This window comes from Micromonospora sp. NPDC005707 (assembly GCF_040631005.1).
Classification (GTDB): domain Bacteria; phylum Actinomycetota; class Actinomycetes; order Mycobacteriales; family Micromonosporaceae; genus Micromonospora.
Map to the genome: position 1 here is coordinate 262,796 of NZ_JBEXYR010000006.1, position 26,493 is coordinate 289,288.

Here is a 26,493-nt window from a genome sequence, read left to right on the forward strand (position 1 = left end):
CGACGCCCGCACCCGATCCTCACTCGACCGAGCCGACCTCCAGCAGCAGCGCCTGCTCCGGATGCAGGGCGGGCAGCTGAAGTCCCACCGAACCCAGCACCGACCCGCTCAGCGTCACCCCGCCGCCCGTGGCCAGCCAGGCCGGCGGCGCCAGTTCCAGCAGTGCCGGCTCCGGCACCCCGGCCGGCGGCCGCACCCGGTAGCGCCGCGCCGGGTCCAGTCCCGGCAGCCGCACCACGCCCGGCACCTGCGCCACCGACGTGGTCAGCCGGGACACCGCGTACACCGCGTGGGAGCCGTCGTGGGCGACCACGCCGTGGGCCTGGACGGCCGGGTCCGGGTGGTCGACCCGGACCACCCGGCCGCCGTGCAGCAGCGGGCGGAGCCGCTTGTGCAGCGCCACCCAGGCGGCGAGCTCGGCCCGCTCGGCCGCTCCGATCCCGCTGATGTCCCACTCGATGCCGTGGTGACCGAAGAGCGCCGTGACCGCCCGGAAGCCCAGGTCGTGCACCCGGTGGGTGGTGTGCGAGCGCTCCGGTCCGATGTGGGTGCCGATCAGCTCGGGCGGCAGCAGCAGGCCGGTCCAGCGCTGGATCGACAGCCGCTCCAGGGCGTCGTTGCAGTCGCTGGCCCAGACCCGGTCGGTGCGGCGCAGGATCTCCAGGTCGACCCGGGCGCCACCGGAGGAGCAGCTCTCGATCTCCACGCCGGGGTGCCGGGCGCGCAGGTCGTCGAGGAGCCGGTAGACGGCGACCGTCTGCGCGTGCACGCCCGGCCGGCCGCCGTGCCCGGCCTCGGTGAGGTCCCGGTTGTGGTCCCACTTCAGGTACGCGATGCCGTCGTGCTCGCTCAGCACGGCGTCCAGCCGGCCGAGCAGGTGCGCGTACGCGTCCGGGTGCGCCAGGTCGAGCACCTGCTGGTGCCGCCACTCGGGCGGCAGCCGGCCGGGTGCCTGGAGCGCCCAGTCCGGGTGGGCCCGGAACAGGTCCGAGTCCGGGTTGACCATCTCCGGTTCGACCCACAGCCCGAACTGCATGCCGTGCTTGCGGACGTGGTCGATGAGCGGTTGCAGCCCGCCCGGCCAGACCTCGTCGTCGACCCACCAGTCGCCGAGCCCGGCCCGGTCGTGCCGCCGGCCGCGGAACCAGCCGTCGTCCAGCACGAAGCGTTCCACGCCCACCTCGGCGGCCCGGTCGGCCAGACCCTTCAGCCGGTCCAGGTCGTGGTCGAAGTAGACCGCCTCCCACACGTTCAACGTCACCGGCCGCGGGCCGCGCGGGTGCTCCGGGCGGGCCCGCAGGTGGGTGTGCAGCACGTCGCTGAGCCCGTCCAGCCCCTCGGCGGAGTGCACCGCGTAGAGCAGGGGAGTGGCGTACTCCTCGCCCGGCCCGAGCACGATCTCGCCGGGGGCGAGCAGCTCACCGCCGCCCAGGGTGGCCTCGCCGGTAGGCCGGCGCTCGGCCACCGTGACGTGGTCACCGCTCCACGCCGTGTGCACGGCCCACACCTCGCCGTGCCCGAAGCCGAACCCGGCGGTGCCGGCGACCAGCAGCAGGGTGGCGTCGTGCCCGGTCCGGCCGTGCCGCCCCTCGCGCACCCAGGCGCCCATCGGCCACGGGTGCCGCTGCGGCGTGCGCTCCCGACACCAGCGACCGGTCAGGTCGAGCAGTTCGGTGGCGACCGCCGGCACCGGCAGCACCGGCGTCAGCTCGCGTACCTCGTAGGGCCGGTCGCCGTCGTTGCGCAGCCGGTGCCGCACGGTGAGCAGCCCCGCGGCGGTCAGGGTGATCTCGACGGTCAGCGACAGCCCGGCGCCCGGGTCCGCGGCCCGCACGGTCACCCGCGCGGCCCCGGCCCCGCCGCGGTCCCGCTCCTCCCCGGATACGCGGACAGCCTCCCCACCCCCGGTCACGCGGCCCGGTTCCGGGACGTCGTCGGCGACGTCCACCCCGGCCAGGCGGAAGGCGGTCGACCAGTCCCGGCCGTCCCGGTGCCCGGCCAGGCCCGGGCGGCCGCTCCAGCCGGCGCTCGCCTCGGGCAGCAGCGACAGCACGGTCGGCGCGTCGAAGCTGCTCGGCACCACCGGCGGGACGGTGGCGTCGACCAGCGCGGGCAGGTCGTCGGCGGGCAGCGGGCCCAGGTCGGCGCCCCAGTGCACGACCCGGGGCAGGCCGGGACCGCGCGCGTCGAGCACCAGGCTGGCCCGCGCGCGGCGCAGGTGGACGATGGTCATCCCTTGCTGGCTCCCAAGGTGAGGCCCCGGACGAACTGCTTCTGCAACAGGAAGAAGATCACCAGGGTGGGGATGGCGACCAGCACCGAGCCGGCCGAGACGAGGTTGTTGTCGGTGAAGAACTCGCCGCGCAGGTTGTTCAGCGAGCTGGTCACCGGGAACTTGTCGCCGGTGCGCATCAGCACGGTGGCCCAGAAGAACTCGTTGTAGATCCAGGTCACCTCCAGCGTCGCCAGCGCGGCCAGAGCCGGCCGGCACAGCGGCATGGTCACCTGCCAGTACTGCCGCCAGACGCTGGCCCCGTCCACCATGGCCGCCTCGTACAGCTCATGCGGCAGGGCCTTCATGTAGTTGCTCAGCACGAAGACGCAGAAGCCGCACTGGAAGGCGACGTTGACCAGGATCAGCCCCCAGTAGCTGTCGTAGAGCAGCTCCGAGTCGCTCAGGAAGGCCGGCAGCGGAATCTCGGTGAACATCCGGAACAGCGGGATGAGCAGGGCCTGCTGCGGCAGGAGGTTCGCCGCCGTGAAGAGGCCGAGCAGCACGATGTTGAACTTCCAGCTGAACCGGGCGATCACGAACGCCACGCACGAGGCGAGGAAGAGGGTCAGCAGCACCGCCGGCACGGTGATGTAGACCGAGTTGAGGAAGTGCTTGCCGAACTCGGCGGTCCGCCACGCGGTGACGTAGTTGTCGAGGGTCCAGCCGCCGAGCGAGACGTAGCCGTGGGTGGCCGTGTACTCGTACGAGCGCAGCGAGGTCAGCACCGCCCAGAGGATCGGGAAGAGCCAGCCGACCGCCACGGCGGCGAGGAAGACGTGCAGGACCACCCGGGCCGGCCGCAGCGGCCGGCGGCGGGCGGGCGGCGCCGCGGTGTCGTTGGCGCGGGTCAGGGTCGCGCTGCTCATCGCCGGTCCTCCCGCATCACGGTGAACAGGTAGAGGGTGATGAAGACCAGGGAGACGACCAGCATGATGGTCGCCAGCGCCGAGCCGAAGCCGATCCGGCTGGCCTCGCCCACCACGTTCTGGGTGACCAGGGCGGAGATCAGCTCCAGGCCGTTGCGGCCCTTGTTGATGACCCAGACCAGGTCGAAGGCGCGCAGTGACTCGATCACCGTCACCACCAGCACGATGATGTTGATGGGTCGCATCACCGGGAAGACCACCCGGAAGAACGTGCTGGCCTCGGAGGAGCCGTCCACGGCCGCGGCCTCGCGCAGCGACGGGTCGACGCCCTTCAGGCCGGCCAGGTAGAGCAGCATGATGTAGCCGACGTGCCGCCAGCCGGCGGCGAACAGCACCGCCCAGATGTTGACGTTCGGGTCTCCGTACCAGTCGGTCTGGGTGCCGAGCAGCGCGTTGAGCAGGCCCTGGTCGCGGCTGTAGATGAGCTGCCAGACGAAGCCGATCAGCGCCAGCGAGAGCACCACCGGCAGGTAGAGCGCGGTCTGGTAGAACCGGCTGCCGCGCAGCTCCTTGTCCAGCAGCACGGCGAGGAACATCCCGAACGGGGTGGCCACCACGAACAGCGCGGCCAGCCAGAGCAGGTTGTTCTGCACGGCCGGCACGAACGGCGGGTAGATGTTGACCACGTCGTCGTAGTTCTTCAGACCGACCCAGTCGATCTCGCCCAGCGGGCCGATGCCGTCCCAGTTGGTGCCGGAGAGCAGCACGGTCGCTCCCGCCGGCAGCCAGACCAGGCCGACGACGAGCAGCAGGGGCACCAGCACCATCAGCGTGATCACCACGCGGTCGGTGCCGGACAGGAGCCGTAGCCGGCGGCCGCGACCACGCCTGGTGGTGGTCGCGGCCGGCGGCGGCACGGCGCGATCCGCTTGGATCAGGGGCAGGTCGGACATGGCTGTCCTCCCCCTTCCGCCGTCAGCTGGTGAAGATCGATTTCTTCTGGTTCTCGATGCTGGTGAGCAGCCCGCCGATGTCCTTCGGGTCCTTGATGAACTGCTGCAACGCCGGGATCATGACGGTCGAGGCGAAGTCCGGCCGGGTGTCCCGGTCGAGGAACTGGGCGATCTCGGTGGCCGAGCCGACCAGTTCGGCGGCCTTCTTCTTCAGCGCGGTGTAGCCGCTGGTGTCCCCGCCCGTGTTGGCCACCAGGGTGCCGGGGTCGCCCTTCACCATGATGTTCGCGGCGTCGACGCCGCCGATGTACTCCAGCAGCTTCTTGGCGTTGGCCTCGGACTTCGGCTTGCGGGCCATCATGTAGCCGTCGATCGGCGCGTCCAGGGCCTTGGCCCCGATGGTGGAGTCGATCTCGGGGAAGGTGAAGAAGTCGATGTCGTCCTGCTCGTTCTCGTTGAACTGCTGGGCGACGAAGAGGCCGAGCAGGTACATGCCGCTCTTCTTCTGCTGCAGCGACTGGGCCGCCTCCTGCCAGGTCCGGCCCAGGGCGTCCGGCTGGTGCAGCGGCAGCAGGCCCGCCCAGGTGTCGAAGACCTTCTTCACCTTGTCGGAGGTCCACGCCTCCTTGCCGGCCATCAGGTCGACGTGGAACTGGTAGCCGTTGATCCGCAGGTTGAGGATGTCGAAGGTGCCCATCGCCGGCCAGCCGTCCTTGTCGGCGAAGGCGATCGGGTTGAGGCCGTCCTTCTTCATCTGCGCGCCGAGCGTGTTGAACTCGTCGAGCGTCTTCGGCACCTGGTAGCCGCGCTGCTGCCACACCGACTTGCGGTAGAAGACGGCCCACGGGTAGTAGGACGCCGGCACGAAGTACTGCTTGCCGTCGTCGCCGGTGGACGCCTTCTTGAACGCGTCGGAGAACCCGGAGAGCTTGCCCCAGACGTCGCTGACGTCGCCGGCCAGGCCCTTGGCGGCGAAGAACCGCATCCGGTAGCCGGCGAACCAGGTGAACACGTCGTCCGGCTTGCCCTGCAGGTAGTTGTTGATGTTCTCCTGGAACGTGTTGTGGTCGACCGTGTTGATGCTGGCGGTGACCCCGGACTTGGTCTGGAAGCCGGCCGCCAGCTTGGCGAGGACGTCCTTCGGCGTGGGGTCCGAGGCGTTCGAGCCGATCGACACGGTCTTCGAGCCGGCGCCGGAGTCGGAGTCGGAGCCGCAGCCGGCGAGCAGTCCCGTGCCGAGCAGCGTGCCCGCGCCGGCCGCGCCGGCGAGCAGCGAGCGGCGGTTCAGGCCGGCGACGGACGGGGGTACGAGTCGGGCGAGGTACTCGGCTTCGGTACGGGGACGGGACATTGTGCCTCCTGCGTGGAAGAGGTGCGCTGCGCCCAAGGGCCGTGATCGGTGGCGGGGATAGGTGTTCATGCCGGCCGGCGTAGATCCACCGTGAATCCACACGTCCGAACACAAACAGCCGGTGGCGGTTGAAGCTACCCCTTGCTTCGGCGCTGTCAAGAGGTCGGAAGGACAGCGATAACCCAGTTGTGACAACGGCGGGACAAGGTAAACGTTGGAATTTCTGTCGATGTTGGAAAGTGTTGACTTGGGTGGCGTTCGGCGGCACTCTCTGCTGTCATGCGGAACTGGCACGGCGAGCAGATCTGGTACGGCGCCGACTACAACCCGGAGCAGTGGCCCGAGGAGGTCTGGGTCGAGGACGTCGAGCTGATGCGCCGGGCCGGGGTCAACCTCGTCTCGGTCGGGATCTTCTCCTGGGCCCTGCTGGAACCCGCTCCCGGCCGCTTCGAGTTCGGCTGGCTGGACCGGGCGCTCGACCTGCTGCACGCCGGCGGGATCAGCGTCGACCTGGCCACCGCCACGGCCAGCCCACCGCCCTGGCTGGCCCACCACCACCCGGAGACGCTGCCCCGCCGCGCCGACGGCACGATCCTCTGGCCCGGCGGGCGGCAGGCGTACTGCCCCAGCTCGCCGGTGTTCCGGGAGCGCTCGCTCGCCCTGGTCGAGGCCGTCGCCGGCCGGTACGCCGACCACCCGGCCGTCGTCATGTGGCACGTCTCCAACGAGTTGGGCTGCCACAACGTGCACTGCTACTGCGACGTCAGCGCCGAGGCGTTCCGCGGCTGGCTGCGCGAGCGCTACGGCGACCTGGACGCCCTGAACGCCGCCTGGGGCACCGCGTTCTGGAGCCAGCGCTACCACGACTGGGCCGAGGTCAACCCACCGCGGAGCGCCCCGACGTTCGCCAACCCCACCCAGCAGCTGGACTACCTGCGCTTCTCCTCCGACGAGCAGCGCGCCCAGCTGCGCGCCGAACGGGAGGTGCTGACCAGGCTCACCACCCAGCCGGTCACCACGAACTTCATGATCGGCACCGGCATCAAGCACCTCGACTACCACTCGTGGGCCGCCGACGTGGACCTGGTCGCCAACGACCACTACCTCACCGCCGCCGACCCGCAGCCGCAGGTCGGGCTCGCGCTGGCCGCCGACCACACCCGGGGCGTCGCCGGCGGCGGTCCCTGGCTGCTCATGGAGCACTCCACCAGCGCCGTCAACTGGCAGCCGCGCAACGTCGCCAAGACCCCCGGGCAGTTGCGCCGCAACAGCCTCGCCCACGTGGCGCGCGGCGCCGACGGGGTGCTGTTCTTCCAGTGGCGGGCCTCCCGTGCCGGCGCCGAGAAGTTCCACTCCGCGCTGGTCCCGCACGCCGGCCCGGAGACCAAGGTGTTCCGTGAGGTCTGCCGGCTCGGCGCGGACCTCGCGGCCCTCGCCGAGGTGCGCGGCAGCCGGGTCGACGCCGACGTGGCCGTCCTCTTCGACTACGAGGCCTGGTGGGGCGCCGAACTCGACTCCCACCCCAGCGTCGACGTGACCTACGCCGACCGGCTCACCGCGCTGCACGGCGCGCTCTGGCGGGCGGGGGTCACCGCCGACGTGGTGCACCCGTCCACCGACCTGTCCCGCTACCGGCTGGTCCTGGTGCCCACCCTCTACCTGGTGCGCGACGCCGACGCCGACGCGCTGCGCCGCTACGTCGAGGCGGGCGGGACCGCGCTGGTCACCTACTTCAGCGGCATCGTCGACGAGCACGACCACATCCGGCTCGGCGGCTACCCGGGCGCCTTCCGCGACCTGCTCGGCGTACGCACCGAGGAGTTCTTCCCGCTCCGGGAGGGCGAGTCGGTCCACCTCGACGACGGCACGACCGCCGACGTGTGGACCGAGTGGCTGCACGCCGAGGGCGCCGAGGTGCTCGCCGCGTACGCCGACGGGCCGCTGCCCGGCGTGCCGGCGCTGACCCGGCACGCGGTCGGCGCGGGCGCGGCCTGGTACCTCGGCACCCGGCTCGACCAGGCGGCCACCGACCGGCTGGTCGCCCGGCTGCTCGCCGAGGCCGGCGCCGGCCCGGCCGTGCGGGCGCCGGAGGGGGTGGAGGTGGTCCGCCGCCGGTCCGGCGACCGGAGCTGGCTGTTCGTCGTCAACCACACCGGGGCCGAGGCCCGGCTGGCGGCCACCGGGGCCGAACTCCTCGGCGGCGGCCGGTGCGACGGCGAGCTGGTGGTTCCGGCGGGGGAGGTGGCGGTGGTCCGCGAGGAACCCTCGGCCCGTCCCGAGGCCGCCTGATCCCGCGTACCGTGCCGCGCCTGAAGGAGGTCCGATGCTCGCCCAGCAACGGCAGAGCGCCATCCTGGAGCTGATCCGCCAGCGCGGCGGCGTCCGGGTCAGCCACCTGGTCAGCCGCTTCGGGGTGTCGGACATGACCATCCGGCGGGACCTGGAGGTGCTCGCCGAGCGGGGCCTGGTCGACAAGGTCCACGGGGGAGCGACGCTGGCCGGCCCCGGCTCGGCCGAGGAGCCGGGCTTCGCCGCCAAGTCGATCCGGCAGCAGGCCGAGAAGCGGGCCATCGTCGAGCGGGCCGCCGGCCTGGTCGAGCCCGGCATGGCCATCGCGCTCTCCGCCGGCACCACCACGGCCGCCCTGGCCGCCCGGCTCGCCGACGTGCGGGGGCTGACCGTGGTCACCAACTCGATCCCGGTGGCCGACGCCCTCTACCAGAACCCGCGCGCCGACCAGACCGTCGTGCTCACCGGCGGCATCCGTACCCCCTCGGACGCGCTGACCGGGCCGGTGGCCGAGGCGGCCATCGCCGCCCTCAACGTCGACCTGCTCTTCCTCGGCGTCCACGGCATGAGCCCCCGCACCGGGTTCACCACCCCCAACCTGTTGGAGGCGGCCGTCAACCGGCGGCTGATCGGCGCGGCCCGGCGGCTCGTGGTGCTCGCCGACCACACGAAGTGGGAGACCATCGGCATCGCCACCATCGCCCCGCTGGAGGACGCCGACCTGCTCGTCACCGACGCCGGACTGCCGCCGGAGGGGCGCCGGCAGATCGGCGAGCAGGTCGGTGAGCTGGTCGTCGTCGACGTCGACTGACGGCCCTGACTTTCAGGCACTTCACAGGCGCCCAGGTTAGGGTCCCCTTCGTGGCCCTTGCGTTCCAGGGTGGAGCGCGCCGACGGTGGAAGCGGAGTGGCGATGGTCTTCAAGAAGATGTTGAGCGCGTTCGGCGTGGGCGGCCCGAGCGTCGACACCGTGCTGACCAACCCCAACACCCGGCCGGGCCTGACCCTGGACGGGCACGTCAACCTGGTCGGTGGCGACGCGCCGGCCAGCATCGAGCAGATCACCGTCGGCCTGGTCACCCGGGTCGAGATCGAGAGCGGCGACACCGAGTACGCGGGCGTCATGGAGTTCCACCGGATGTCGGTGAGCGGCCCGCTGCAACTGGCGCCGAAGCAGCAGCTGTCCATCCCGTTCCAGCTCCCGGTGCCGTGGGAGACCCCGGTCACCGACGTGTACGGCCAGCGGCTGCACGGCATGACCATGGGCCTGCGCACCGAGCTGGCGGTGGCCCGGGCCGTGGACAAGTCCGACCTGGACCAGGTCGCCGTGCACCCGCTGCCCATCCACGAGCGCATCCTCGACGCCTTCCAGGCCCTCGGCTTCCGCTTCAAGCACGCCGACCTGGAGCGCGGCCACATCCGCGGGGTGCAGCAGACGCTGCCCTTCTACCAGGAGATCGAGTTCTACGCCGCACCCCAGTACGCGCAGGTGACCAACGAGGTCGAGCTGACCTTCGTCACCAGCCAGCAGGGCGTCGAGGTGATCCTGGAGTGCGACAAGCGCGGCGGCTTCCTGACCCCCGGGCACGACGCCTTCGGGCGCTACGCCGTACCGCACAGCGACGCGGGCCGCACCGACTGGGTCCAGGTCGTGGACGGCTGGCTGCGGGAGACGACCTCGCGCTACGGCAACCTGCGCGCGCACGGCTTCGGTGCCCCGCGCGGGCACCACGGCCACCGCGGCTCCGGCATGGGGGGCATGGTGGCGGGCGCCGCGCTCGGCGTGGCGGGCGGCCTGGTCGCCGGTGAGCTGATCGAGGACGCCTTCGAGGGCGACTTCGGGGACTTCGGCGGGGAGTGACCACACGCGACGATGCCCCCGGGGTGAATCCCCGGGGGCATCGTCGTCTCAGGAGTGGCTCCGGTCAGTGCCGGGCCTTGCGCTCCTCACCGCTGCGGAAGTTGCTTCCGGCCTTGGCCAGACCGCGGCTACCGAGGTAACCGATGGTCAGCAGCGTGATGAAGAACCAGGCTTGCGGTGCGCGGAAGATGTCCACCCCGACCGAGTTCTTGCCGACCAGGTAGGACGCCACCAGCACGGCTGCCACGGACGCGACGTAGACCCAGAATTCGGTCGTCGCGAACGACGGCTTGGTCTCCGTGCCGGGCGACTGGATCGCCTGCCGGTGACCGTCCTGCATCATCGGCATCGGGCGGGTCGGCGTCTCCTGCATCCCGGCCCGGTTGGACATGTCCTGTGCCGGCCGGTTCATCGGCCTCGCGGATGCAGCCTGCGTGCTCATCTGGTCCTCCTCAGGATTTGATGAGTCGTTCTCTGCACACCACCCGCCCCGCTGCCGCAGGTCGGCCACGGCACGGTTCGCGCACTGTGGCGGGGGCACCCTCCGTCTACCCCTGGCCCCGGCGAGGTAACGCCGCCCCGCGGCCGAATAGGAGCACTCGCCGGGCTCACCGGAACCCGACATCCGGGCAGGTAACCGGCGCCGCTGCCGGTCGGGCGGGCCGGCCGGTTTCAGCCGCCGGCCGTCGGGCACGCAACGAGGATCCCGAGAAACCTGCGAGGTGGTTCACGTGCGTGAGGACGACATGCGGCAGCAGGCCGCCCGGCGGGCCGAGGAGCGGGTCGCCGGCGGTGTCTACGGCGAGGGCGCGCTGGACGAGGTCACCGTGCCGCAGACCGACGTGCTCCGGGTCATCCAGGAGGAGGATCCCGACGACCCGGCGCACGCCCCGGTCGACCCGAACGTGTTGCGCGACGGCGGTCCCACCCGGGGCCAGGGCGCGGTCACCACGACCGGCGGCACCGCCGGTCCGGCCAGCGTCCGCCGGCTGGCCCGGCAACCGGAGCAGCACCGGGGCAGGGTGGCGCCGACCACCACGGGCGACGCCACCACCGGCGGCCTGAGCACCCCGGCCGGCGGCTCCACCAGCGACGCCTCGTCGTCCGGCAGCCAGGTCGGCAACTTCACCAACGACCAGGCCAACCCGGGCTGACACCGGGCAGGCGAACGGAGGGGGCGGCTTGGGCCGCCCCCTCCGTCGTCACGAGGTGCGGAGGATGCCGAGTCGCTGGGTCGCGCGGGTGAGGGCGACGTAGAGGTCGCTGTGGCCGCGCGGGGACTCGGCGACGATCCGGTCCGGGTCCACCACCAGCACCGAGTCGAACTCCAGGCCCTTGGCCTGCTCGGTGGTGAGCACCACCACCCGGTTCGCCAGCTCCGGCTGCTCGCCGACGGTCGCCTCCGGCAGCGCGGCCACGACCGCCGCCCCCAGCTCGGCCACCCGGCCGGCCGGCACGATGACCCCGAGCCGGCCGTCGGCCAGCCCGGCCGCCTCCCGCGCGGTCGCCTCCACCAGCTCCGCGGTGAGCCGGTCCGCCGGGACCGCACGGTCCCACGGCGGCACGCCGGTGGCGCGTACGGAGCGGGGTGGGCGCAGCGCCGGGTCGATCTCGGCCAGCACCTCGGCGGCGACCGCCATGATCTCGGCCGGGGTGCGGTAGCTGACGGTCAGCTCCTCCAGCCGCCAGCGGTCCGCCACGTACGGCGCCAGCGCCTCCTGCCACGACGGCGTGCCGGCGAGCGCGCCGGTCTGCGCCACGTCCCCCACGATGGTCATCGACCGGCTCGGGCACCGGCGCATCAGCAGCCGCCAGGCCATCGGCGACAGCTCCTGCGCCTCGTCGACGATCACGTGCCCGAAGGCCCACGTGCGGTCGGCGGCGGCACGCTGCGCGGTGGTGAGCCGGTCGGCCTCCTCCTGCCGCTCGGAGAGCCGGCCCGCGTCGATGAGGTCGGTGACGCCGAGGATCTCGCCGCCGTCCGCCTCGTCCTCGACGTCGATCGAACGGGAACCCCGCCAGATCTCCAGCACGCCCTCGGCGTACTCGCGTTCCAGGGCGCGGATCCGCTCCCGGCGGGCCGCGGCGGCGCGTTCGTCCTCGCCGAGCAGCTCGGCCGCCTCGTCCAGCAGCGGCACGTCGGCCGGCGTCCAGCCGCCCGGCTCCCGGTGCAGCGCGGCCCGCTCCTCGCCGGTCAGCATCGGCGCGGCGGCGGCGATCCGCTCCGGCGAGGCGAAGAGGTCGGCGAGCAGCCGCTGCGGGGTGAGCACCGGCCACAGCTCGTCCAGCGCCGCCCGGATCTCCGGCTCGTCGCGCAGCTCACGGCGGATCTCCGCCCGGTCGGCCTCGGAGAGCAGGTTCTCCCCGCCGAGCGGGTCGGCGCCGATCCGCTCGGCCACCTGGTCGGCGAGCGCGTGCACGATCTCGATGTCGAACAGCGCCCGGGCCAGGTTGTGCGGGCGGCCGGTGCGGCGGACCCGCTCCCGCGCCTGGCGGACGGTCTCCGGGTCGAGCGTGAGGACCTCCCGCTGGGGCAGTTCAATCTCCAGCGGCTCGTCCGGCACCCACTGCCGGTCCCGCACGGCGTTGGCCAGCACCTCGGCCAGCACGGCACGGCCCTTCAGCGCCGCGGTCGCCGCCGGCTCGGTGCGCCGGGCGTGCACGCCGGGGAAGAGGTCGGCCTGGGTACGCAGCAGCACGCCCGTCTCGGCCAGCGCCGGCAGGACCTGGGAGATGTAGCGCAGGAAGGTGGGGTTGGGCCCGACCAGCAGCACGCCCCGGGTGGAGAGCTGCTGCCGGTGGGTGTAGAGCAGGTACGCGGCCCGGTGCAGCGCCACCGCGGTCTTGCCGGTGCCCGGCCCGCCCTGCACCACCATGACGCCGGGCAGGTCGGCCCGGATGATCCGGTCCTGCTCGACCTGGATGGTCTCCACGATGTCGCGCATCCGCCCGGTACGCCCGGCGTTCAGCGCGGCGAGCAGCGACGCCTCGCCCGTCACCTCCTCGTGGGCGGTGGGGGAGGCGGCGGCGATGTCCAGCACCTCGTCGTTGAGCCCGGTGACCTTCCGCTCCCGCGTACGCAGGTGCCGGCGCCGGCGCACGCCCTGCGGACTGGCGGCGGTGGCCAGGTAGAAGGCGCGGGCGGCCGGGGCGCGCCAGTCGATCAGCAGCGGGTCGTAGTCGCCGGAGGCGTCGAAGATGCCGATCCGGCCGATGTAGCGGCACGAGTCGTCGTCGCCGTCGAGGCGGCCGAAGCAGAGGCCGGCCTCCACCGCGGAGAACTGCTCGACCTGCTCGGCGTACATCCGCACGGTGTGGTCGCGCTGCGACCGGGCCTGCTGAGTGCCGCCGGTGGTGCGCAGCTCCTCGGTGAGCCGCCGGGCGGCCTGGTCCCGCATGCCGTCCAGCCGGTCGTAGAGCATCGAGACGTACTTCTGCTCGCTACCGATCTCGTCGTCCTGGTGCAGCTCACCCGACACGTCGGAGTGCGTTGACAAGCCGGCTCCTCATCGCCTAGAATTGCGGCAGGAATGGCTTTCGGAGCCATTCCTTTTTGTGTTTGAACTGAGAAAGATACCGCGCGGCAGCCTGTCGGACCAAGCCCCGCCGGCCGTCCGCGACCACGTCACACCACAGGCTGGCACACGAGAGCGGGGCCCGGCCGGCACACGCCGACCGGACCCCGACAGGCCCGCTTGCGGGATCTCAGCCCTTCGCCGCCTGGTACAGCCGCTCCGGCCGCACGAGGCCGGCCACCACCCGGCCGTCGTCGGTGAGCAGCACGCTGAACAGCTTGCCGGAGAGCAGCCGGCCGCTGCCCCAGTCGCCGCTGACCCGCTGCAACCCGCCGAGCACCTTCGCCACCATGTCGGCGTCCGGCCCCGGCTTCGCGCCGGGCTCAGCGCCGGGCTTCGCGCCGGACGCGCCGGCCACGTCGAGCTTCGCCACCAGCACGGTGGTCCAGCCGGTCCCGACGGTACGCACGTCCGGCCCGTCCTCGCCCCGCTCCGGGCGCTGCCGGCCGGCCGGCCCGCGCTCGTCGCCCGCCGGCGCCTCCTTGACCGTCACGCCGGGCGGCGGGTTGAACCGGAACTGGTCGGCGTCCGGGGTACGGAAGTCGACCTGGGTGAACGCCACCTCGAACGCCGGCTCGTCCACCCCGTCGGCGAGCACCTCGAAGCGCAGCGGCACGTGCTCCTTCGCGTCCAGCGCGATCCGCACCTGGTGCACCAGCGAGTCCCGGTCGCGCGGGGTCAGCACCAGCTCGTACACGCTGCGCCCGGCGACGGTGGCGGAGCGGCCGACGGTGACCGCGGTGCTCGGGTCGATCGCCTCGAGCGCCCGGTCGGCGGCGTCGGCCGGCGTGGCCGGGGCGGATTCGAGGTCCTTCGCGTCCGCCGGCAGCTTCCGGTGCGACGCGCTGTTGGCCCGGCTGTCCCAGGTCCAGACGTCGCGCCCGTCGCGCAGCACGTCCCGCTCACCCAGCGTGTCGACCAGGGCGAGCCGCTGCCGCTCCGGGCCGGCGTACCAGACGCGCAGCGTGTGGGTGCCGCTGACCAGGCTGGCCAGCTCGTTCCCGGCGGCCTGCCCGATCAGCCCGGCGATCGGCGGCAGCCCCAGGTCGGCCCGCTGCACGACGGTGCCGGAGAGCCCGTCGAGGCGGGACGTCCGCAGGTCCTCCAGGAGCTGGGCGGCGGTACGCGGCGGCAGCGCCGGGTCGGCCCCGGCGGCGAACGTGCCGACGGCGGCGCCGCCCCCGATCACGGCGACCCCCGCGGTCACCGGGACCAGCCAGCGGAGCACGGCGCGGTTCTTCAGTACGGACATGGTGTGCACCTCCTGACGGTAGATGCTGCACCAGGGTCGCTGTGAGAGCGCTGAGGAGATTCCCTAGGGGGTGTCACCGGATGGCACCCTTGACCCCGTGCGTGTGCTGGTGGTGGAGGACGAGACGCGGCTCGCCGCGTCGCTGCGGCGGGGTCTGCAGGCCGAGGGCTTCGTGGTGGACGTCGAGTCCACCGGCCCCGGCGGGCTGGACGCCGCCCGGCACGGCGACTACGACGCGATGATCCTCGACGTGATGCTTCCCGGCCTCTCCGGCTACGAGGTGGTGCGCCGGCTGCGCGCCGAGGAGCGCTGGCTGCCGGTGCTGATGCTCTCGGCCAAGGACGGCGAGTACGACCAGGCCGACGGTCTGGACTGCGGGGCCGACGACTACCTCACCAAGCCCTTCTCGTACGTGGTGCTGCTGGCCCGGCTGCGGGCGCTGCTGCGCCGCGGCGCGCCGGAGCGCCCGGCCGTGCTCGCGGTCGGCGACCTGCGGTTGGACCCGGCGCGGCGGCGGGTGACCCGGTCCGACGCCGAGGTGGCCCTGACCGCCCGCGAGTACGCCCTGCTCGCCTATCTGATGCGCCGCCCCGGCGAGGTGGTCTCCAAGACCGAGCTGCTGGACCACGTCTGGGACGCCGCGGTGGAAACGGCCCCGAACGCGGTCGAGGTCTACGTCGGCTACCTGCGCCGCAAGATCGGCCGGGACCGGCTGGAGACGGTCCGCGGAGCCGGCTACCGGCTGGCCACATGAGGCGCCGGCTCAGCGCGTTCCTGCCGGACCTCGGGCTGCGGTCCCGGCTGCTCGCGCTCGGGGTGCTCGGGCTGGTCCTCGGGTTCGCGCTCGGTGGGGCGCTGCTGCTCGGCGCGCTCGGCTGGACGTTGCAGCGGTCCGTCGACGCCGAGGCGCTGCGCACCGCGGACGCCGTCGCGCTGCTGGCCGCCGAGGACGCGCTGCCCGATCCGCTGCCGGTGGCCGGCGGCCAGCTCCGCGTCCAGGTGGTCGACGGTCAGGGCCGGATCCGGGCCGCCTCCATCGACGCCGATCGGCTGGTGCCGATGCTCGGCGCCGACCAGCTGCGTGCCGGGGAGCGCCAGCGGCTGGTGGTGGACGGGCGGCGGGTCGGCCTGACCGGCCCGGTCCGGGTGGTGACCGTGCCGGCGGGCACCCCGGACGAGCCGCTCACCGTGCTGGTGGCCAAGTCGATGTCCGACGTCCGGCACAGCCTGCACGTGGTCCGGAACCTGCTGCTGGTCGGCTTCCCGCTGCTGGTGGCCGGGCTGGCCGTGGTGGCCTGGCGGGTGGTGGGGGCGACCCTGCGCCCGGTGGAGGCGCTGCGCAGCGGGGCCGCCGAGATCACCGGCCGCGCCGGGGCGGAGCGGCTGCCCGTGCCGGCCGGGCGGGACGAGATCCAGCGGCTGGCGGTGACCCTCAACGACATGCTGGACCGGCTGGCCGCGTCCCGGGACCGGCAGCGGGCGTTCGTCGCCGACGCCGCGCACGAGCTGCGCAGCCCGGTGACGAACATGCGCACCGAGCTGGAGGTGGCCCGGCGGCTGGGCGACGGGACCGACTGGCCGGGGGTGGCGGAGAACCTGCTCGCCGACACCGAGCGCCTCAGCCGGCTCGTCGACGACCTGCTGCTGCTGGCCCGCCTCGACGAGCAGGCCGCCCGGCCGGACCGTCCCGCGCCGCGAACGGTCGGCCCGGTGGAGCTGGGCGAGCTGCTGCGCGGGGTGGCCGAGCGCTATCCGTCCCCGCCGCTGCGCCACACGCCGCCGCCCGGCCCGCTCTGGACCGAGGGGGACCCGGGGGAGCTGCGCCGGGTGCTGGTCAACCTGGTGGAGAACGCGCTGCGGCACGCGCACGGCGAGGTGCGGCTCGCGGTCACCGGCCCGCACGCCGACCCGCTGGTGCCCCGGCAGCGGGGCGGCTCGGCGTACCACCTGGTCACGGTGACCGACGACGGGCCGGGCATCCCGGCGGCGGACCGGGAGCGGGTCTTCGCCCGCTTCACCCGGCTGGACGACGCCCGGGCGCGCGACGCCGGCGGCGCCGGCCTGGGCCTGGCCATCGTGCGGGAGCTGGTCCGCCGGGCCGGCGGCGCCGTCGAGCTGGCCGACGCCGCGCCGGAGACGGGTGCGCCGGGGCTGCGGGTGACGGTGCGGCTGCCGGCGCTGGCCGACCCCGAGGTGGACTGAACCGGCGTCAGCCGATCCGGTCGGCGAGCGCGCGCACGGCGGTCTGGTACGCCGTCCGGGTGTGGTACGGCCAGTGCCGTTCCAGCGGCGGTGGCACGGTGTCCGCCGGGTCGATCGCCAGGTTGACCGGGTCGCGGAGCCGGATGTCGACGGATCCGGACTCGCCGCCGCCACACGCCGCCGGCCCGTCTTTCGGCTGGGCGAAGACGGGCCCACCGACGGGATCCGTGTCCCGCCACAGGTTCCGCCACCGCCAGTCGAGCCGGTCGCCCAGGTCGCACAGCGTCCCCGGGCCGAGGTAGGCGGGGTAGAGGCGGGTGTAGAGCCGGCTCAGGGGGCACCCGTGGGTCAGCAGCGCCACGTGGCGCAGGGCGTCCGGCGGCAGTTGCAGGATCGTGGCCGCGGCCAGGACCGAGCCGTGGCTGTGGCCCGAGATGACCACCTTGCCGCGGGCGGCGAGCGCGGACACCCGCCGGGCGAGTTCGGGCACGGCCCGGGCCGCGTAGCAGGGCGGCGCGAAGGGGTGGACGGTGCGGGGCCAGAAGTCGCCCAGGTCCCACAGCGCGGCCACCGTGCGGCGCGTCTGCGCCGACCGGTAGGAACGGAAGGCGAGGATCATGAGGCCGATGACGAGCAGGCTGATGAGCCAGACGCCGCCGTCGGTGACGTACGCGGTCAGCAGGGTGGTCTCCGCCGGGTCCCGGGTGAGCCGGGCGACCAGCTGGGTGGGCCCGACCCCGATCAGGTCGAACGCGATGGTGGCCAGCCCCAGCGAGGACATCACGAAGAACGTGACGAGGATCGGGCCCAGCTCGTCGGTCACGTGGGAGCGGGCGATGGCCTCCCGGACGACGTCGCGCCGGGACACCGCACCGGGCGCGGCGTCCGGGTAGTCCCGCTCGACGATCCGGGCGGCGCGCCGCCGCCTCCGCCGCCGGCTGATCACCAGCGTGAGCCAGGCGGCGCCGGTGGTGATCAGCAGGGCGGCCAGGCCGGCCAGCGCGGCCCACCAGTAGGCGACCGGCGGGTCCAGGGGAGCGACGCCCGGCGGGTCCGGCCAGATCGGGCCGGGCAGGGAGCCACGGTCGAGGAAGTCGGCGACCCGGAAGACCAGGGTGGCGGCGAAGGCGCCGGCGATCGTCACCGAGGCCGCCGCCACGACGGGCATGCCGAGCCCGCCGAGGACGGTCCGGCTCCCGGTCGCCCGGGGCGTCATCGTGACGAGGGCCAGCACCACCAGCAGGACGCCCTGCGCCCCGAGCAGGGCGCCGACGGCGCCCTCGTAGCCGGGCAGTTGCCCGGGTGGCGACCGGACGTCGCGCGACAGGGCGGCGTAGCCGAGGCTCAGCGCGCTCAGCCCGAGGGTGGCCGTCGACAGCGGGCGCAGCACACGGCGGACCCCTCGCCGGGTGGCCGGGACGGGCAGGCAGAGCAGCACCGTCGCGCACCCGATCAGGCCGGCGGCGGCGACGAACAGCACCAGCCCGGCGACACCGTCCGGTGCGGAGATCCCGGCGAGCAGGCTGGCGTCCAGCGTGCCGGCGCCGATCGCCACGTGGATCTGGCGCAGCCAGGCGGGCGTCCGCTCGTCGTCCCAGAATCCCGGTACGTCGAGGCGGTCGGGCGCGCGGGCGGCCTCCAGATGCGGCTGGGGCGGGCGGAATCCCTCGAGTGCTCGCGTCGACCGTGCGCCGATGCCCCAGACGACGCGCAACGCGACCAGCGGGACGACGGCCAGCAGGGCCAGCCGGGGGCCGGTCGGCAGGTGGCCCAGCCAGGACAGGTAGGGGCGGTTCGCACGGCACCCGTCGTAGGGCACGCACTGCCAGCCGACCAGGTCCAGCGTCACGCCGACGACGGAGAGCACGAAGGCAGCGGTCAGCGTCCCGGCGAGCAGGCGGCACAGCACCCGGAACAGGCGGGACCGGCCGGTGGCGGCCGGGCGCAGCCGGACCGCCAGGTTGCTCAGCATGAACGGCAGCAGCAACAGCATGGACGCGGTCCGCACCGCGGCCCCGGCCGTCAGCGCACCCCACCGGTACGCCTCGACGGCGATCCCGGGGGTGGCCCCGCCCGCCGCCCCGGCCCCCGGCCGGGGCCGGTAGAAGCCCGCGTGGCCGTCCCCGGCGACCCGGTCCACGATCGGATGGTCGAGGATCTTCTCCGCGGTCCCGCCGGACACGCCGTGCACTCTCAACTCGACGGCTTCGCCCTCCGGTGCTGTGCCCACGCCGCCAGGGTCACAGACCGGGGGCGGGCCCACCGCCGATACGGCGCAAACGGCGGCAGCCGGCGGTCAGCGGCGTCGTTTCGTGCAGACCGGGCCGGTCCGGGCGACCGTGTCGGTGGACCAGGCTACCGCGACCGTGAAGCAGTAGTCGGTGGTGCGGTCGAGGCCGTAGGCGATGTAGTCGACCGAGCCGGCCGGCAGGGTCAGGAAGGTCCGCTGCGGCTGCCCGGAACGGCCACCGGCGACCACGACCGGGCCCTCCGCCCCGGCCGGGTAGGTCCAGCTCAGCACGATGCTGTCCCGCCGGTCGGTCAGGGTGAGCCGCCCGGGCGGGGTGCCGGGGGAGGCGGCCGGGGCGGCGCTCGACGGGCCGGCGGTGGGACCGGCCGAGGAGGCGCTCCCGGTCGGCGCGGGGCCCGGCGTGTCCCGCCGGTCGTCCACTCGGGACACCCCGGCGATGACGGCGATGACGCCGAGCAGCAGCGCGACCACCACCCCGGCCACCACGAGCGGCAGCCACGGCGTGGTCCGGCGCTCGGCGGCCGGTGGCCGGGGCACGTGCACCGGCAGGTAGCGCGACGGCGCCTCGGCTCCGGCGCCCGGCACCGCGCGTACGCCCGCCGGGTCGGAGTCGGTCAGCCCCACCACGGTCGGCGGCAGGGCGCTCTCCCCGGGCCGCCAGGGCTCCTCGGCCGACTCGTCGGGCGGCCACGGGTAGTCCGCGAACGCCTCGTCGTCGGCCTCGAGCGGGGTGCGGGGTGTCGGCACGTGCGCGGCCTCGGCCCGGTCGGGCGGGCGGTAGAGCGGCGTCTCGACCGGGTCGTCGAGCGTCGGCGGCTGGTAGGGCGGCAGGTCGGGTGGCCCCTCGGTGGGCGGCGGGACGGCGCCCTGGTGCCGGCCGGCACCGTCCGGGTCGGCCGGCCGCCGGGCGGCCGGCACCACCGGGGTCTCGCGGGCCGGGGGCTCGGCCACGGCGCAGACGTGGTCCGGGTCGGCGGCGGCCCGGACCAGCCCGGCGACCTGGGCGGCCAGCGGGTCGTCGGCGGCCAGGTGCTCCCGGCACAGCTCCTCGGCGAGCGTGAGGTGCTCGTGGGACTCGGCGTAGTCGCCGCAGTCGCGTTCCATGGCGCCGAGCTTGGCCAGCATCTTGATGCCGCTGGGGTGGCCGTCGCCGTAGACCTCGCGGTGCAGCTCCCAGGCGTCCTGCAGCCGGTCGCGGGCCACGTCGCACTGGCCGCGGGCGTATTCCACGGTGGCCAGGTCGGCGTGCGCGGCCAGCACCCGCTGCGATTCGGGCCCGTCGCGGGCGGTCAGCTCGATGATGACGTCGGAGTAGAGCCGGGCGGCTCGGGCGTCGCTGCCGACCCGGTGCAGCACGGCGGCCAGGGTCGCGGCGGCGGTGACCGTGCGCTCGTCGGAGCGCCCGAACAGCCGGGTGGCCGCCGCGTACGCGAACGCGGCCCAGCCGCGCGCGGAGTGCGGCTCGCCGAGGGCCACGAGCACCCGGGCCTGGAGGCCGGCGGCCTCGGCCAGCTCGGCGGAGGCGTTGGCGGGACGGGGGTCGGCGTCGCTCAGCGCGTCGGCGAGCAGTTGCTGGGCACCGGTGAGATCGCCTTCGGACACCAGGTGGTGCGCCTGGACAGTCAGGTCAGCGAAGCCGGAGGACACGCCCCATCGTGCTCATCCGACGACGGTAAGTACAACCCCCGCTGTGGATCAGTTTGGTCGCGATCCGGTCAGGTGGTCGGCGAGGGTCTCGCTGATCCGCCGGAGCTGGTCCACCTGGGCCGGGCTGAGCGCGTCGAACAGGTGCCGGCGTACTCCGGCGACGTGGCCGGGCGCGGCGGCGGCCAGGGTGGCGAAGCCGGCGTCGGTGAGGACGGCGAGCTGGCCGCGCCGGTCGGTGGCGCACTCCTCCCGGCGGATCCACCCGGCGGCCTCCAGCCGGGCGGCGGCGTGCGAGAGGCGGCTGCGGGAGGAGCCGGTGGCGTCGGCCAGGTCGCTCATCCGCAGCCGCCGGTCGGGGGCCTCGGAGAGCCGGACCAGGATCTCGTAGTACGCGTGCGGCATCCCGGCGTCGCGTTGCAGCTCGCGGTCGAGGGTGTCCATCAGCGCGCGGGAGGCGGTGAGGAACGCGCGCCAGGTCCGCTGCTCGTCGGGGTCCAGCCACCGGGTCATGACGGCCATCATAGCGCCGATTGTTGAACGCTCAACAAAAGCGCGCTACCGTCGGTGTCATGGGAATCCACCGCCTCAACCACGCCGTCCTCTACGTCCGTGACCTCGACCGCAGCGTCGCCTTCTACCGCGACGTGCTCGGCTTCCGCCCGGTGCCGATGACGCCGGACGGCTTCCGCGGCGCCGCGTTCCTGCAGGCGCCCGACTCCACCAACGACCACGACCTCGGCCTGTTCGAGATCGGCGCGGCCGCCGGGGCCTCCCCGGCCGGCCGGTCCACCGTCGGCCTCTACCACCTCGCCTGGGAGCTGGACACCCTGGACGAGCTGGCCGCCACCGCCGAGCGGCTGGCCGCCGCCGACGCCCTGGTGGGCGCCTCGGACCACGGGACCACCAAGAGCCTCTACGGCCGCGACCCCGACGGGCTGGAATTCGAGATCGTCTGGATCGTCCCCGCCGCACTGCTCGACGACGCGGCCCTCGCCGCCCGCAAGCGGATCGGCCGGCTCGACCTCGACCGCGAGCGGCAGCGCTACGGCGGCCAGACCCGCGGCGGCGTGGGCATCTCCGTTCCCGTCTGACCGCGCATGCGGTAGAACGGCAGCATGTCGACCGACGCCGTCCTGCGCGAGCTGCTCGTCCGGCAACTCGACCACTGGTTGCCCGCCGCGCTGCACCGTTCGCGCCGGGCCACCCTGGCCCTCGCGTACGCCGGAAGCGACGTCGGTGGCGCCGAGGCCGCGCTGCGGGTGGTGGCCGAGTTCGCCGACCGGCTGCGTGGCCGGCGGCTGACCGTGCTCGTGCTCGCCGACGGCGGCGCGGACCTGCCGGCCCGGCTGGGCGCGGCCGAGGCCTCCCTGCCGGCGGACGTCGCCGTGCACGTGGTGCCGGGCCGGCCGGACCGCCTCCCGGTGGCGCTCAAGGCGGCCGGCGCGGCGGGCGCCCCGCTGTTCACCGTGGTCGACGGCGGCGAGCCCGAGCCGGCCCTGCTGGCCGCCGCCGCGTCCGGCCGCCCGGCCGAGGTGCTGCTGGTCACCGCGCCCGGCCGGTCGCTGCGCCCGGCGCTGACCGGGGCCGGCTTCCCGCTGGTCACCGAGGTCGAGCTGGTGCCGGTCGACGGCGGACCGGCCCGGCTGTTCGGCTACGCGACCGGCTCCGACCGCGGCCTGGAGGCGGTCAAGGACGCCCTCTGGGCGGTCGACGAGTACGCGGGGGTGCGCTACCGCGACCCGGCCGACCCGGCGGGGCGGCTGCTCGACATCAGCCTCGACCCCGAACCCGGCCCGCTGCGCCGTGAACTGCTTGCCGAACTCGCCCGCTCCGGCCCGCGTACGGTGACCGAGCTGCGCCGCTTCGCCGCCACCTCGACGGTCTACCGGGCCGCCGACGCCAACCGGGCGCTCGCCTCGCTGCTCGCCGCCGGTGCGGTGACCCGCGACCCCGAGCACGGCCGGCTCGGCGGGGACGTGCTGATCAGCGCCGGGTCGGGCGGGGCCGCTGGGTCATCTGCTTGACCACGATGGACGCGCCGGTGGCGATCACCCCGATGCTGAACACCATCTGCGCGCAGACCACCACCCGGGCGATCTGCCCCTCGGCGTTGACGTCGCCGTAGCCGACGGTGGTGAGCGTGGCGAGCGCGAAGTAGAGCGCGTCGATCCGGGTGCGCAGGCCGGCGAACTCGCCCGGTCGGCTGTTCGCCACGACGTAGTCGGCCAGGGCGAAGACCAGCAGCCCGGCGATCAGCGCGACGGCGAGCCGGATCAGCGCCCGGGTCTCCGCGTCGCCGGTCGGCTGGGTGGCGGCGAGCTGGCGGCGTACCTGGCCGGTGACCAGGAACGCGACCACGAGCACCAGGATCAGGGTGCCGGCCGAGCGCAGGGCCAGCCGCGGGCCGTTCGGGTCCGGCTCGACGGGGACCACGAAATAGGCGAGCAGCAGCAGCGCGACGGCCGCCGCGGCCCGCCGCCGCTCCCGCCGGAAGGACTGGTCCGCCACTCCGTGATTCTCCGCCGTGGCGGGGTTCCCGTCGGTCGAACGGGGAAGCCCGCCCGAACGCCGAGCGGGGTGCCGGTGAACCACCGGCACCCCGCTCGACGTCGGGACGTCACGCCCGGGACTTGTCCTGCTTCCAGGAGAGCGGCCCCGGCAGGTCCACGCGGTGGGCGCGGGTGTTGGAGTTCCACGACCACCGACCGATCTTGATGCTCCAGGACGAGAAGCCGTTCTCGGTGAAGTGGAGGATCACCGGACCGTACTTCTTGCGCTTGCGGAACTGGATGCCCATGGGGTCCTCCTTCGTCTCCCTGCGTCTGCGGGATCGAACATGCCCGAAACGACGGTTCGCGAAACCCGGTCGGATCCGGTCTGGACGGTGCCCGTCCCACAGGTCACAATCTCTATCCAACGGGTAGGTGTTAAGGGGCGGTAAATGCTGGTGGTGACGGGTCGTAACAATGCCAGCGATACAAGTCTCACTCTATGGAAGGCCATTGACCGGCGCGGAGATCGGTCGGCAGCATGAGGTCATGTCGCAGCGGGACGAGCTTCTCCTCACCGCTCGCGTGCACGTCGACCTGGTCCGGCACGCGAGCGCGCTCTGTTGAGCTGACCGCTCTCGGTCGTCGCATCTCCTCCGCTCGTCCGCTCCCGTCGCCGGCGCATCGTGGCCCGGCCGGCAGCGGCGTGCTCACGCGCCCCTCGCGGGCCCTCGCCACCGCATCGTGGACAGATCAGGAGACCTCTCCATGCCCTCGACCCGTCAGTCGCCGCGGCGTGCCCTCGCCGCCGCCGTCACCCTGCTCGCCCTCACCGCCGCCGCGGGCTGCGGCGCCGACGCCGCCGCCGGCGGCCGGCAGACCAAGGAACTGCGCTACCAGGGCTCGGTCGGCCAGGTGACCCTCCCCGAACTCGCCGCCGACCTCGGCTACCTCGGCGACGTCAAGCTCAACTGGATCGGCAACGTCACCGGCGGCCCCGCCGACATCCAGGCCACCGCCACCGGCCAGACCGATTTCGGCGGCGCCTTCAACGGCGCCATCGTCAAGCTCCGGGCCGCCAACGCCCCGATCACCGCCGTCGTCGCCTACTACGGCTCCGACGCGCAGACCTTCCAGGGCTACTACGTCCTCGAGGACAGCCCGATCCGCGGCCCCCGGGACCTCATCGGGAAGAAGGTCGGCATGAACACCCTCGGCGCCCACGCCGAGGCGGTGCTCAAGACCTGGCTGGTCAAGGGCGGCCTCACCCCGGCCGAGATCGCCAAGGTCGAGCTGGTCGCGCTGCCCCCGGTCAACATCGAACAGTCGCTGCGGCAGCGGCAGATCGACGTCGCGGTGCTCGGCGGCGTGATCCGGGACAAGGCCGTCGCCGCCGGCGGCATCCGCACCGTCTTCACCGACTACGAGCTGCTCGGCGCGTTCAGCGGAGGCAGCTACGTCTTCCGGGACGACTTCATCAAGCGCAACCCGGAGACCGTCCGGGCGTTCGTCACCGGTGTGGGCAAGGCCATCGAGTGGGCCCGCACCCAGCCCCGGGAGACCGTCATCGCCCGGCTGGAGTCCATCATCGCCAAGCGGGGCCGCAACGAGGACCCGTCGCTCGTGCGGTACTGGAAGTCCAGCGGGGTGGCCGGCAAGGGCGGCCTCATCAGCGACCGGGAGTTCACCACCTGGATCGACTGGCTGGCCGGCTCCGGTGAGCTCAAGGGCGACCGGCCGAAGCCCGCCGACCTCTACACCAACAGGTTCAACGACGTCGCCACCACCGGCGGTGGCGCGTGAGCACCGACAAGATCCTCTTCGACCGGGTGACGAAGGTCTTCCCGGGCCGGCGGGGCAGCGGCGGCGCGGTCACCGCGCTCGACGAGCTGACCCTCGGGGTACGCCCCGGCGAGTTCCTGGTCGTCGTCGGTCCCAGCGGTTGCGGCAAGTCCACCCTGCTCGACCTGCTCGGCGGGCTCTCCACGCCGACCGGCGGGCAGGTGCTGGTGGACGGCCGCCCGGTCACCGGGCCCGGCCTCGACCGGGGCATCGTCTTCCAGCAGTACGCGCTGCTGCCGTGGCGCACCGCCGCCGGCAACGTCGCGTTCGGACTGGAGGCCAAGGGCGTGCCGCGCGCGGAGCGCGCCGACCTCATCGCGCACCACCTCGACCTGGTCGGGCTCACCGGGTTCGCCGACCGCTACCCGCACGAGCTGTCCGGCGGCATGAAGCAGCGGGTGGCCATCGCCCGCAGCCTCGCGTACGACCCCGACGTGCTGCTCATGGACGAGCCGTTCGCCGCGCTGGACGCGCAGACCCGCGACTCGCTCCAGGACGAGCTGGTCCGGATCTGGCAGGCCACCGGCAAGACCATCGTGTTCATCACCCACGGCATCGACGAGGCCGTCCACCTGGGCCAGCGGGTCGCCGTGATGACCTCCCGCCCGGGGCGGATCAAGGAGGTCATCGAGATCGAGTTGGGCGACCGGGAGGCCGAGGAGGACGTCCGCTCCTCCGACGCCTTCCGGCACCACCGGCACCAGATCTGGACGCTGCTGCGCGACGAGGTGCGGGCCGCCCAGTCCGCCGTACGAGAGGAGGCCCGCGTTGGTTGACATCGCCGAACGCCCCGCCCGCCCGGCGGCCCGGCCCGCCGTGTCCCCGTCGGCGGCTCCCGCCGCCGCGTCCGCCCTGCCGGGACGGCTGCTCGGCCTCGGCGGCCGGGCCCTGCACCGCAGCGTCGCCCTGCTGGTGCTGGCCGCGATCTGGGAGACCACACCCCGCGCCGGTCTGGTCGACCGGGTCTTCCTGCCGCCGCTGTCCGAGGTGCTCACCGCCTGGTGGACGCTGCTGCGCAACGGGCAGCTCGCCGACCACGTCGGCGCCAGCCTGACCCGCTCGCTCACCGGGCTGGCCCTGGCCGTGGCGGCCGCCATCCCGCTCGGCCTGCTGATCGGCTGGTACCGGCCCCTCGCCGACCTGCTCAGCCCGCTGCTGGAGGTGTTCCGCAACACCGCCGCGCTGGCGCTGCTGCCGGTCTTCGTGCTCATCCTCGGCCTGGGCGAGACCTCCAAGATCGCCCTGGTGGTCTACGCCTGCTCCTGGCCGATCCTGCTGAACACCATCGCCGGGGTGAAGGGGGTGGACCCGCTGCTGGTCCGCTCGGCCCGCTCGATGGGGCTCAACCACCTGCGGCTGTTCCAGAAGGTGATCCTGCCGGCGGCCGTGCCGACCATCTTCACCGGCGTCCGCCTCGCCGGGGCGTACTCGATCCTCGTGCTGGTCGCCGCCGAGATGGTGGGCGCCAAGGCGGGGCTCGGCTACCTCATCAACTACGCCCAGTACAACTTCGCGATCCCCGACATGTACGCCGGCATCATCACGATCTCCGCCATCGGCCTGGTGGTCAACCAGCTCCTCGTCGCCGGGGAACGCCGTTTCTCCACCTGGCGCGTCGACGTCACCGCCTGAGAGGAAAC

24 protein-coding genes are annotated in these 26,493 nt (G+C 73.6%); 12 read left to right on the top strand and 12 right to left on the bottom strand.

Going from position 1 to position 26,493, the window contains the following annotated elements:
• Positions 1-19 precede the first annotated feature (19 nt).
• Genes ABZ452_RS14145 through ABZ452_RS14160 form a run of 4 tightly spaced genes read right to left on the bottom strand, consistent with a single transcriptional unit; the run spans position 20 to position 5,445 of the window.
• Positions 20-2,233, bottom strand: coding sequence for an alpha-galactosidase (locus tag ABZ452_RS14145; RefSeq protein ID WP_357942453.1), 2,214 nt, complete (start codon positions 2,231-2,233; stop codon positions 20-22).
• Complete coding sequence (locus ABZ452_RS14150) at positions 2,230-3,141, bottom strand: carbohydrate ABC transporter permease (protein ID WP_357942455.1); 912 nt, start codon at positions 3,139-3,141, stop codon at positions 2,230-2,232. Before ABZ452_RS14150 ends, ABZ452_RS14145 begins: the two co-directional genes overlap by 4 nt.
• Entirely contained in the window at positions 3,138-4,094 is a 957-nt protein-coding gene (locus ABZ452_RS14155; RefSeq protein WP_357942457.1) for a sugar ABC transporter permease, read from the bottom strand. The genes ABZ452_RS14150 and ABZ452_RS14155 overlap by 4 nt, the downstream gene beginning before the upstream one ends.
• 22 nt (positions 4,095-4,116) lie before the next feature.
• On the bottom strand, positions 4,117-5,445 hold the full coding sequence (locus ABZ452_RS14160; RefSeq protein ID WP_357942459.1) for an ABC transporter substrate-binding protein: 1,329 nt from the start codon (positions 5,443-5,445) through the stop codon (positions 4,117-4,119).
• Between the two features lie 279 nt (positions 5,446-5,724).
• Here ABZ452_RS14160 and ABZ452_RS14165 point away from each other — a divergent pair, with 279 nt between their 5' ends.
• The 3 genes from ABZ452_RS14165 to ABZ452_RS14175 all read left to right on the top strand — a co-directional run bounded on the left by ABZ452_RS14165 (position 5,725) and on the right by ABZ452_RS14175 (position 9,595).
• On the top strand, positions 5,725-7,734 hold the full coding sequence (locus ABZ452_RS14165; RefSeq protein WP_357942461.1) for a beta-galactosidase: 2,010 nt from the start codon (positions 5,725-5,727) through the stop codon (positions 7,732-7,734).
• A 34-nt stretch (positions 7,735-7,768) separates the two neighbouring features.
• Positions 7,769-8,545, top strand: a complete 777-nt coding sequence (locus tag ABZ452_RS14170; RefSeq protein WP_357942463.1) for a DeoR/GlpR family DNA-binding transcription regulator — start codon at positions 7,769-7,771, stop codon at positions 8,543-8,545.
• 102 nt (positions 8,546-8,647) lie between these two features.
• Positions 8,648-9,595: a sporulation protein gene (locus ABZ452_RS14175; protein WP_357942465.1), complete on the top strand. Its 948-nt coding sequence runs from the start codon at positions 8,648-8,650 to the stop codon at positions 9,593-9,595.
• A 64-nt stretch (positions 9,596-9,659) separates the two neighbouring features.
• Here ABZ452_RS14175 and ABZ452_RS14180 read toward each other — a convergent pair whose 3' ends face one another.
• Positions 9,660-10,037: a hypothetical protein gene (locus tag ABZ452_RS14180; RefSeq protein WP_357942467.1), complete on the bottom strand. Its 378-nt coding sequence runs from the start codon at positions 10,035-10,037 to the stop codon at positions 9,660-9,662.
• A 289-nt stretch (positions 10,038-10,326) separates the two neighbouring features.
• On the opposite strand from ABZ452_RS14180, the gene ABZ452_RS14185 reads away from it, so the two are divergent.
• Positions 10,327-10,749: a hypothetical protein gene (locus ABZ452_RS14185; protein WP_357942469.1), complete on the top strand. Its 423-nt coding sequence runs from the start codon at positions 10,327-10,329 to the stop codon at positions 10,747-10,749.
• A gap of 48 nt (positions 10,750-10,797) precedes the next feature.
• Here ABZ452_RS14185 and ABZ452_RS14190 read toward each other — a convergent pair whose 3' ends face one another.
• Together ABZ452_RS14190 and ABZ452_RS14195 are read right to left on the bottom strand one after the other, a co-directional pair.
• Complete coding sequence (locus ABZ452_RS14190) at positions 10,798-13,017, bottom strand: AAA family ATPase (RefSeq protein WP_357942826.1); 2,220 nt, start codon at positions 13,015-13,017, stop codon at positions 10,798-10,800.
• Between the two features lie 283 nt (positions 13,018-13,300).
• On the bottom strand, positions 13,301-14,422 hold the full coding sequence (locus tag ABZ452_RS14195) for a sigma-E factor regulatory protein RseB domain-containing protein (RefSeq protein ID WP_357942472.1): 1,122 nt from the start codon (positions 14,420-14,422) through the stop codon (positions 13,301-13,303).
• Between the two features lie 97 nt (positions 14,423-14,519).
• Here ABZ452_RS14195 and ABZ452_RS14200 point away from each other — a divergent pair, with 97 nt between their 5' ends.
• Together ABZ452_RS14200 and ABZ452_RS14205 are read left to right on the top strand one after the other, a co-directional pair.
• Entirely contained in the window at positions 14,520-15,176 is a 657-nt protein-coding gene (locus tag ABZ452_RS14200) for a response regulator transcription factor (protein WP_357942474.1), read from the top strand.
• Complete coding sequence (locus tag ABZ452_RS14205) at positions 15,173-16,624, top strand: HAMP domain-containing sensor histidine kinase (RefSeq protein ID WP_357942476.1); 1,452 nt, start codon at positions 15,173-15,175, stop codon at positions 16,622-16,624. The genes ABZ452_RS14200 and ABZ452_RS14205 overlap by 4 nt, the downstream gene beginning before the upstream one ends.
• Positions 16,625-16,631: 7 nt before the next feature.
• Here the strand turns inward: ABZ452_RS14205 and ABZ452_RS14210 are convergent, their stop codons facing one another.
• The 3 genes from ABZ452_RS14210 to ABZ452_RS14220 form a co-directional block, all read right to left on the bottom strand.
• The gene (locus tag ABZ452_RS14210; protein WP_357942478.1) at positions 16,632-18,806 is read right to left on the bottom strand and encodes a hypothetical protein; all 2,175 of its coding nucleotides are present in this window, start codon (positions 18,804-18,806) and stop codon (positions 16,632-16,634) included.
• A 114-nt stretch (positions 18,807-18,920) separates the two neighbouring features.
• On the bottom strand, positions 18,921-20,522 hold the full coding sequence (locus ABZ452_RS14215) for a tetratricopeptide repeat protein (RefSeq protein ID WP_357942480.1): 1,602 nt from the start codon (positions 20,520-20,522) through the stop codon (positions 18,921-18,923).
• 48 nt (positions 20,523-20,570) lie between these two features.
• Positions 20,571-21,041: a MarR family transcriptional regulator gene (locus ABZ452_RS14220; RefSeq protein ID WP_151462027.1), complete on the bottom strand. Its 471-nt coding sequence runs from the start codon at positions 21,039-21,041 to the stop codon at positions 20,571-20,573.
• Positions 21,042-21,091: 50 nt separating this feature from the next.
• Here ABZ452_RS14220 and ABZ452_RS14225 point away from each other — a divergent pair, with 50 nt between their 5' ends.
• Both ABZ452_RS14225 and ABZ452_RS14230 read left to right on the top strand, forming a co-directional pair.
• Positions 21,092-21,613 carry a VOC family protein gene (locus tag ABZ452_RS14225; RefSeq protein ID WP_357942482.1) on the top strand — a complete coding sequence of 174 codons (522 nt, stop codon included), beginning with the start codon at positions 21,092-21,094 and terminating at the stop codon, positions 21,611-21,613.
• 24 nt (positions 21,614-21,637) lie between these two features.
• Complete coding sequence (locus tag ABZ452_RS14230; protein WP_357942484.1) at positions 21,638-22,546, top strand: hypothetical protein; 909 nt, start codon at positions 21,638-21,640, stop codon at positions 22,544-22,546.
• On the opposite strand, the gene ABZ452_RS14235 is transcribed toward ABZ452_RS14230, so the two are convergent.
• Both ABZ452_RS14235 and ABZ452_RS14240 read right to left on the bottom strand, forming a co-directional pair.
• Positions 22,506-23,030, bottom strand: coding sequence for a potassium channel family protein (locus ABZ452_RS14235; protein ID WP_357942486.1), 525 nt, complete (start codon positions 23,028-23,030; stop codon positions 22,506-22,508). The genes ABZ452_RS14230 and ABZ452_RS14235 overlap by 41 nt on opposite strands.
• A 109-nt stretch (positions 23,031-23,139) precedes the next feature.
• Positions 23,140-23,319, bottom strand: coding sequence for a DUF4236 domain-containing protein (locus ABZ452_RS14240; RefSeq protein WP_091311295.1), 180 nt, complete (start codon positions 23,317-23,319; stop codon positions 23,140-23,142).
• 241 nt (positions 23,320-23,560) lie between these two features.
• Between ABZ452_RS14240 and ABZ452_RS14245 the strand changes: the two genes are divergently transcribed.
• From ABZ452_RS14245 to ABZ452_RS14260, 4 genes are all read left to right on the top strand, one after another.
• On the top strand, positions 23,561-23,638 hold the full coding sequence (locus ABZ452_RS14245) for a putative leader peptide (protein ID WP_349881247.1): 78 nt from the start codon (positions 23,561-23,563) through the stop codon (positions 23,636-23,638).
• 141 nt (positions 23,639-23,779) lie between these two features.
• On the top strand, positions 23,780-24,814 hold the full coding sequence (locus ABZ452_RS14250; RefSeq protein ID WP_357942488.1) for an ABC transporter substrate-binding protein: 1,035 nt from the start codon (positions 23,780-23,782) through the stop codon (positions 24,812-24,814).
• Positions 24,811-25,629 carry an ABC transporter ATP-binding protein gene (locus tag ABZ452_RS14255; RefSeq protein WP_357942490.1) on the top strand — a complete coding sequence of 273 codons (819 nt, stop codon included), beginning with the start codon at positions 24,811-24,813 and terminating at the stop codon, positions 25,627-25,629. Before ABZ452_RS14250 ends, ABZ452_RS14255 begins: the two co-directional genes overlap by 4 nt.
• The gene (locus tag ABZ452_RS14260; protein ID WP_357942492.1) at positions 25,622-26,485 is read left to right on the top strand and encodes an ABC transporter permease; all 864 of its coding nucleotides are present in this window, start codon (positions 25,622-25,624) and stop codon (positions 26,483-26,485) included. The genes ABZ452_RS14255 and ABZ452_RS14260 overlap by 8 nt, the downstream gene beginning before the upstream one ends.
• Positions 26,486-26,493 lie beyond the last annotated feature (8 nt).

Bases quoted from the DNA above. Each gene is read 5' to 3' on its own strand.
- ABZ452_RS14145 (WP_357942453.1), bottom strand. From the start codon at position 2,233: ATGACCATCGTCCACCTGCGCCGCGCGCGGGCCAGCCTGGTGCTCGAC.
- ABZ452_RS14150 (WP_357942455.1), bottom strand. From the start codon at position 3,141: ATGAGCAGCGCGACCCTGACCCGCGCCAACGACACCGCGGCGCCGCCC.
- ABZ452_RS14155 (WP_357942457.1), bottom strand. From the start codon at position 4,094: ATGTCCGACCTGCCCCTGATCCAAGCGGATCGCGCCGTGCCGCCGCCG.
- ABZ452_RS14160 (WP_357942459.1), bottom strand. From the start codon at position 5,445: ATGTCCCGTCCCCGTACCGAAGCCGAGTACCTCGCCCGACTCGTACCC.
- ABZ452_RS14165 (WP_357942461.1), top strand. From the start codon at position 5,725: ATGCGGAACTGGCACGGCGAGCAGATCTGGTACGGCGCCGACTACAAC.
- ABZ452_RS14170 (WP_357942463.1), top strand. From the start codon at position 7,769: ATGCTCGCCCAGCAACGGCAGAGCGCCATCCTGGAGCTGATCCGCCAG.
- ABZ452_RS14175 (WP_357942465.1), top strand. From the start codon at position 8,648: ATGGTCTTCAAGAAGATGTTGAGCGCGTTCGGCGTGGGCGGCCCGAGC.
- ABZ452_RS14180 (WP_357942467.1), bottom strand. From the start codon at position 10,037: ATGAGCACGCAGGCTGCATCCGCGAGGCCGATGAACCGGCCGGCACAG.
- ABZ452_RS14190 (WP_357942826.1), bottom strand. From the start codon at position 13,017: ATGCTCTACGACCGGCTGGACGGCATGCGGGACCAGGCCGCCCGGCGG.
- ABZ452_RS14195 (WP_357942472.1), bottom strand. From the start codon at position 14,422: ATGTCCGTACTGAAGAACCGCGCCGTGCTCCGCTGGCTGGTCCCGGTG.
- ABZ452_RS14205 (WP_357942476.1), top strand. From the start codon at position 15,173: ATGAGGCGCCGGCTCAGCGCGTTCCTGCCGGACCTCGGGCTGCGGTCC.
- ABZ452_RS14220 (WP_151462027.1), bottom strand. From the start codon at position 21,041: ATGGCCGTCATGACCCGGTGGCTGGACCCCGACGAGCAGCGGACCTGG.
- ABZ452_RS14225 (WP_357942482.1), top strand. From the start codon at position 21,092: ATGGGAATCCACCGCCTCAACCACGCCGTCCTCTACGTCCGTGACCTC.
- ABZ452_RS14230 (WP_357942484.1), top strand. From the start codon at position 21,638: ATGTCGACCGACGCCGTCCTGCGCGAGCTGCTCGTCCGGCAACTCGAC.
- ABZ452_RS14240 (WP_091311295.1), bottom strand. From the start codon at position 23,319: ATGGGCATCCAGTTCCGCAAGCGCAAGAAGTACGGTCCGGTGATCCTC.
- ABZ452_RS14245 (WP_349881247.1), top strand. From the start codon at position 23,561: ATGTCGCAGCGGGACGAGCTTCTCCTCACCGCTCGCGTGCACGTCGAC.
- ABZ452_RS14250 (WP_357942488.1), top strand. From the start codon at position 23,780: ATGCCCTCGACCCGTCAGTCGCCGCGGCGTGCCCTCGCCGCCGCCGTC.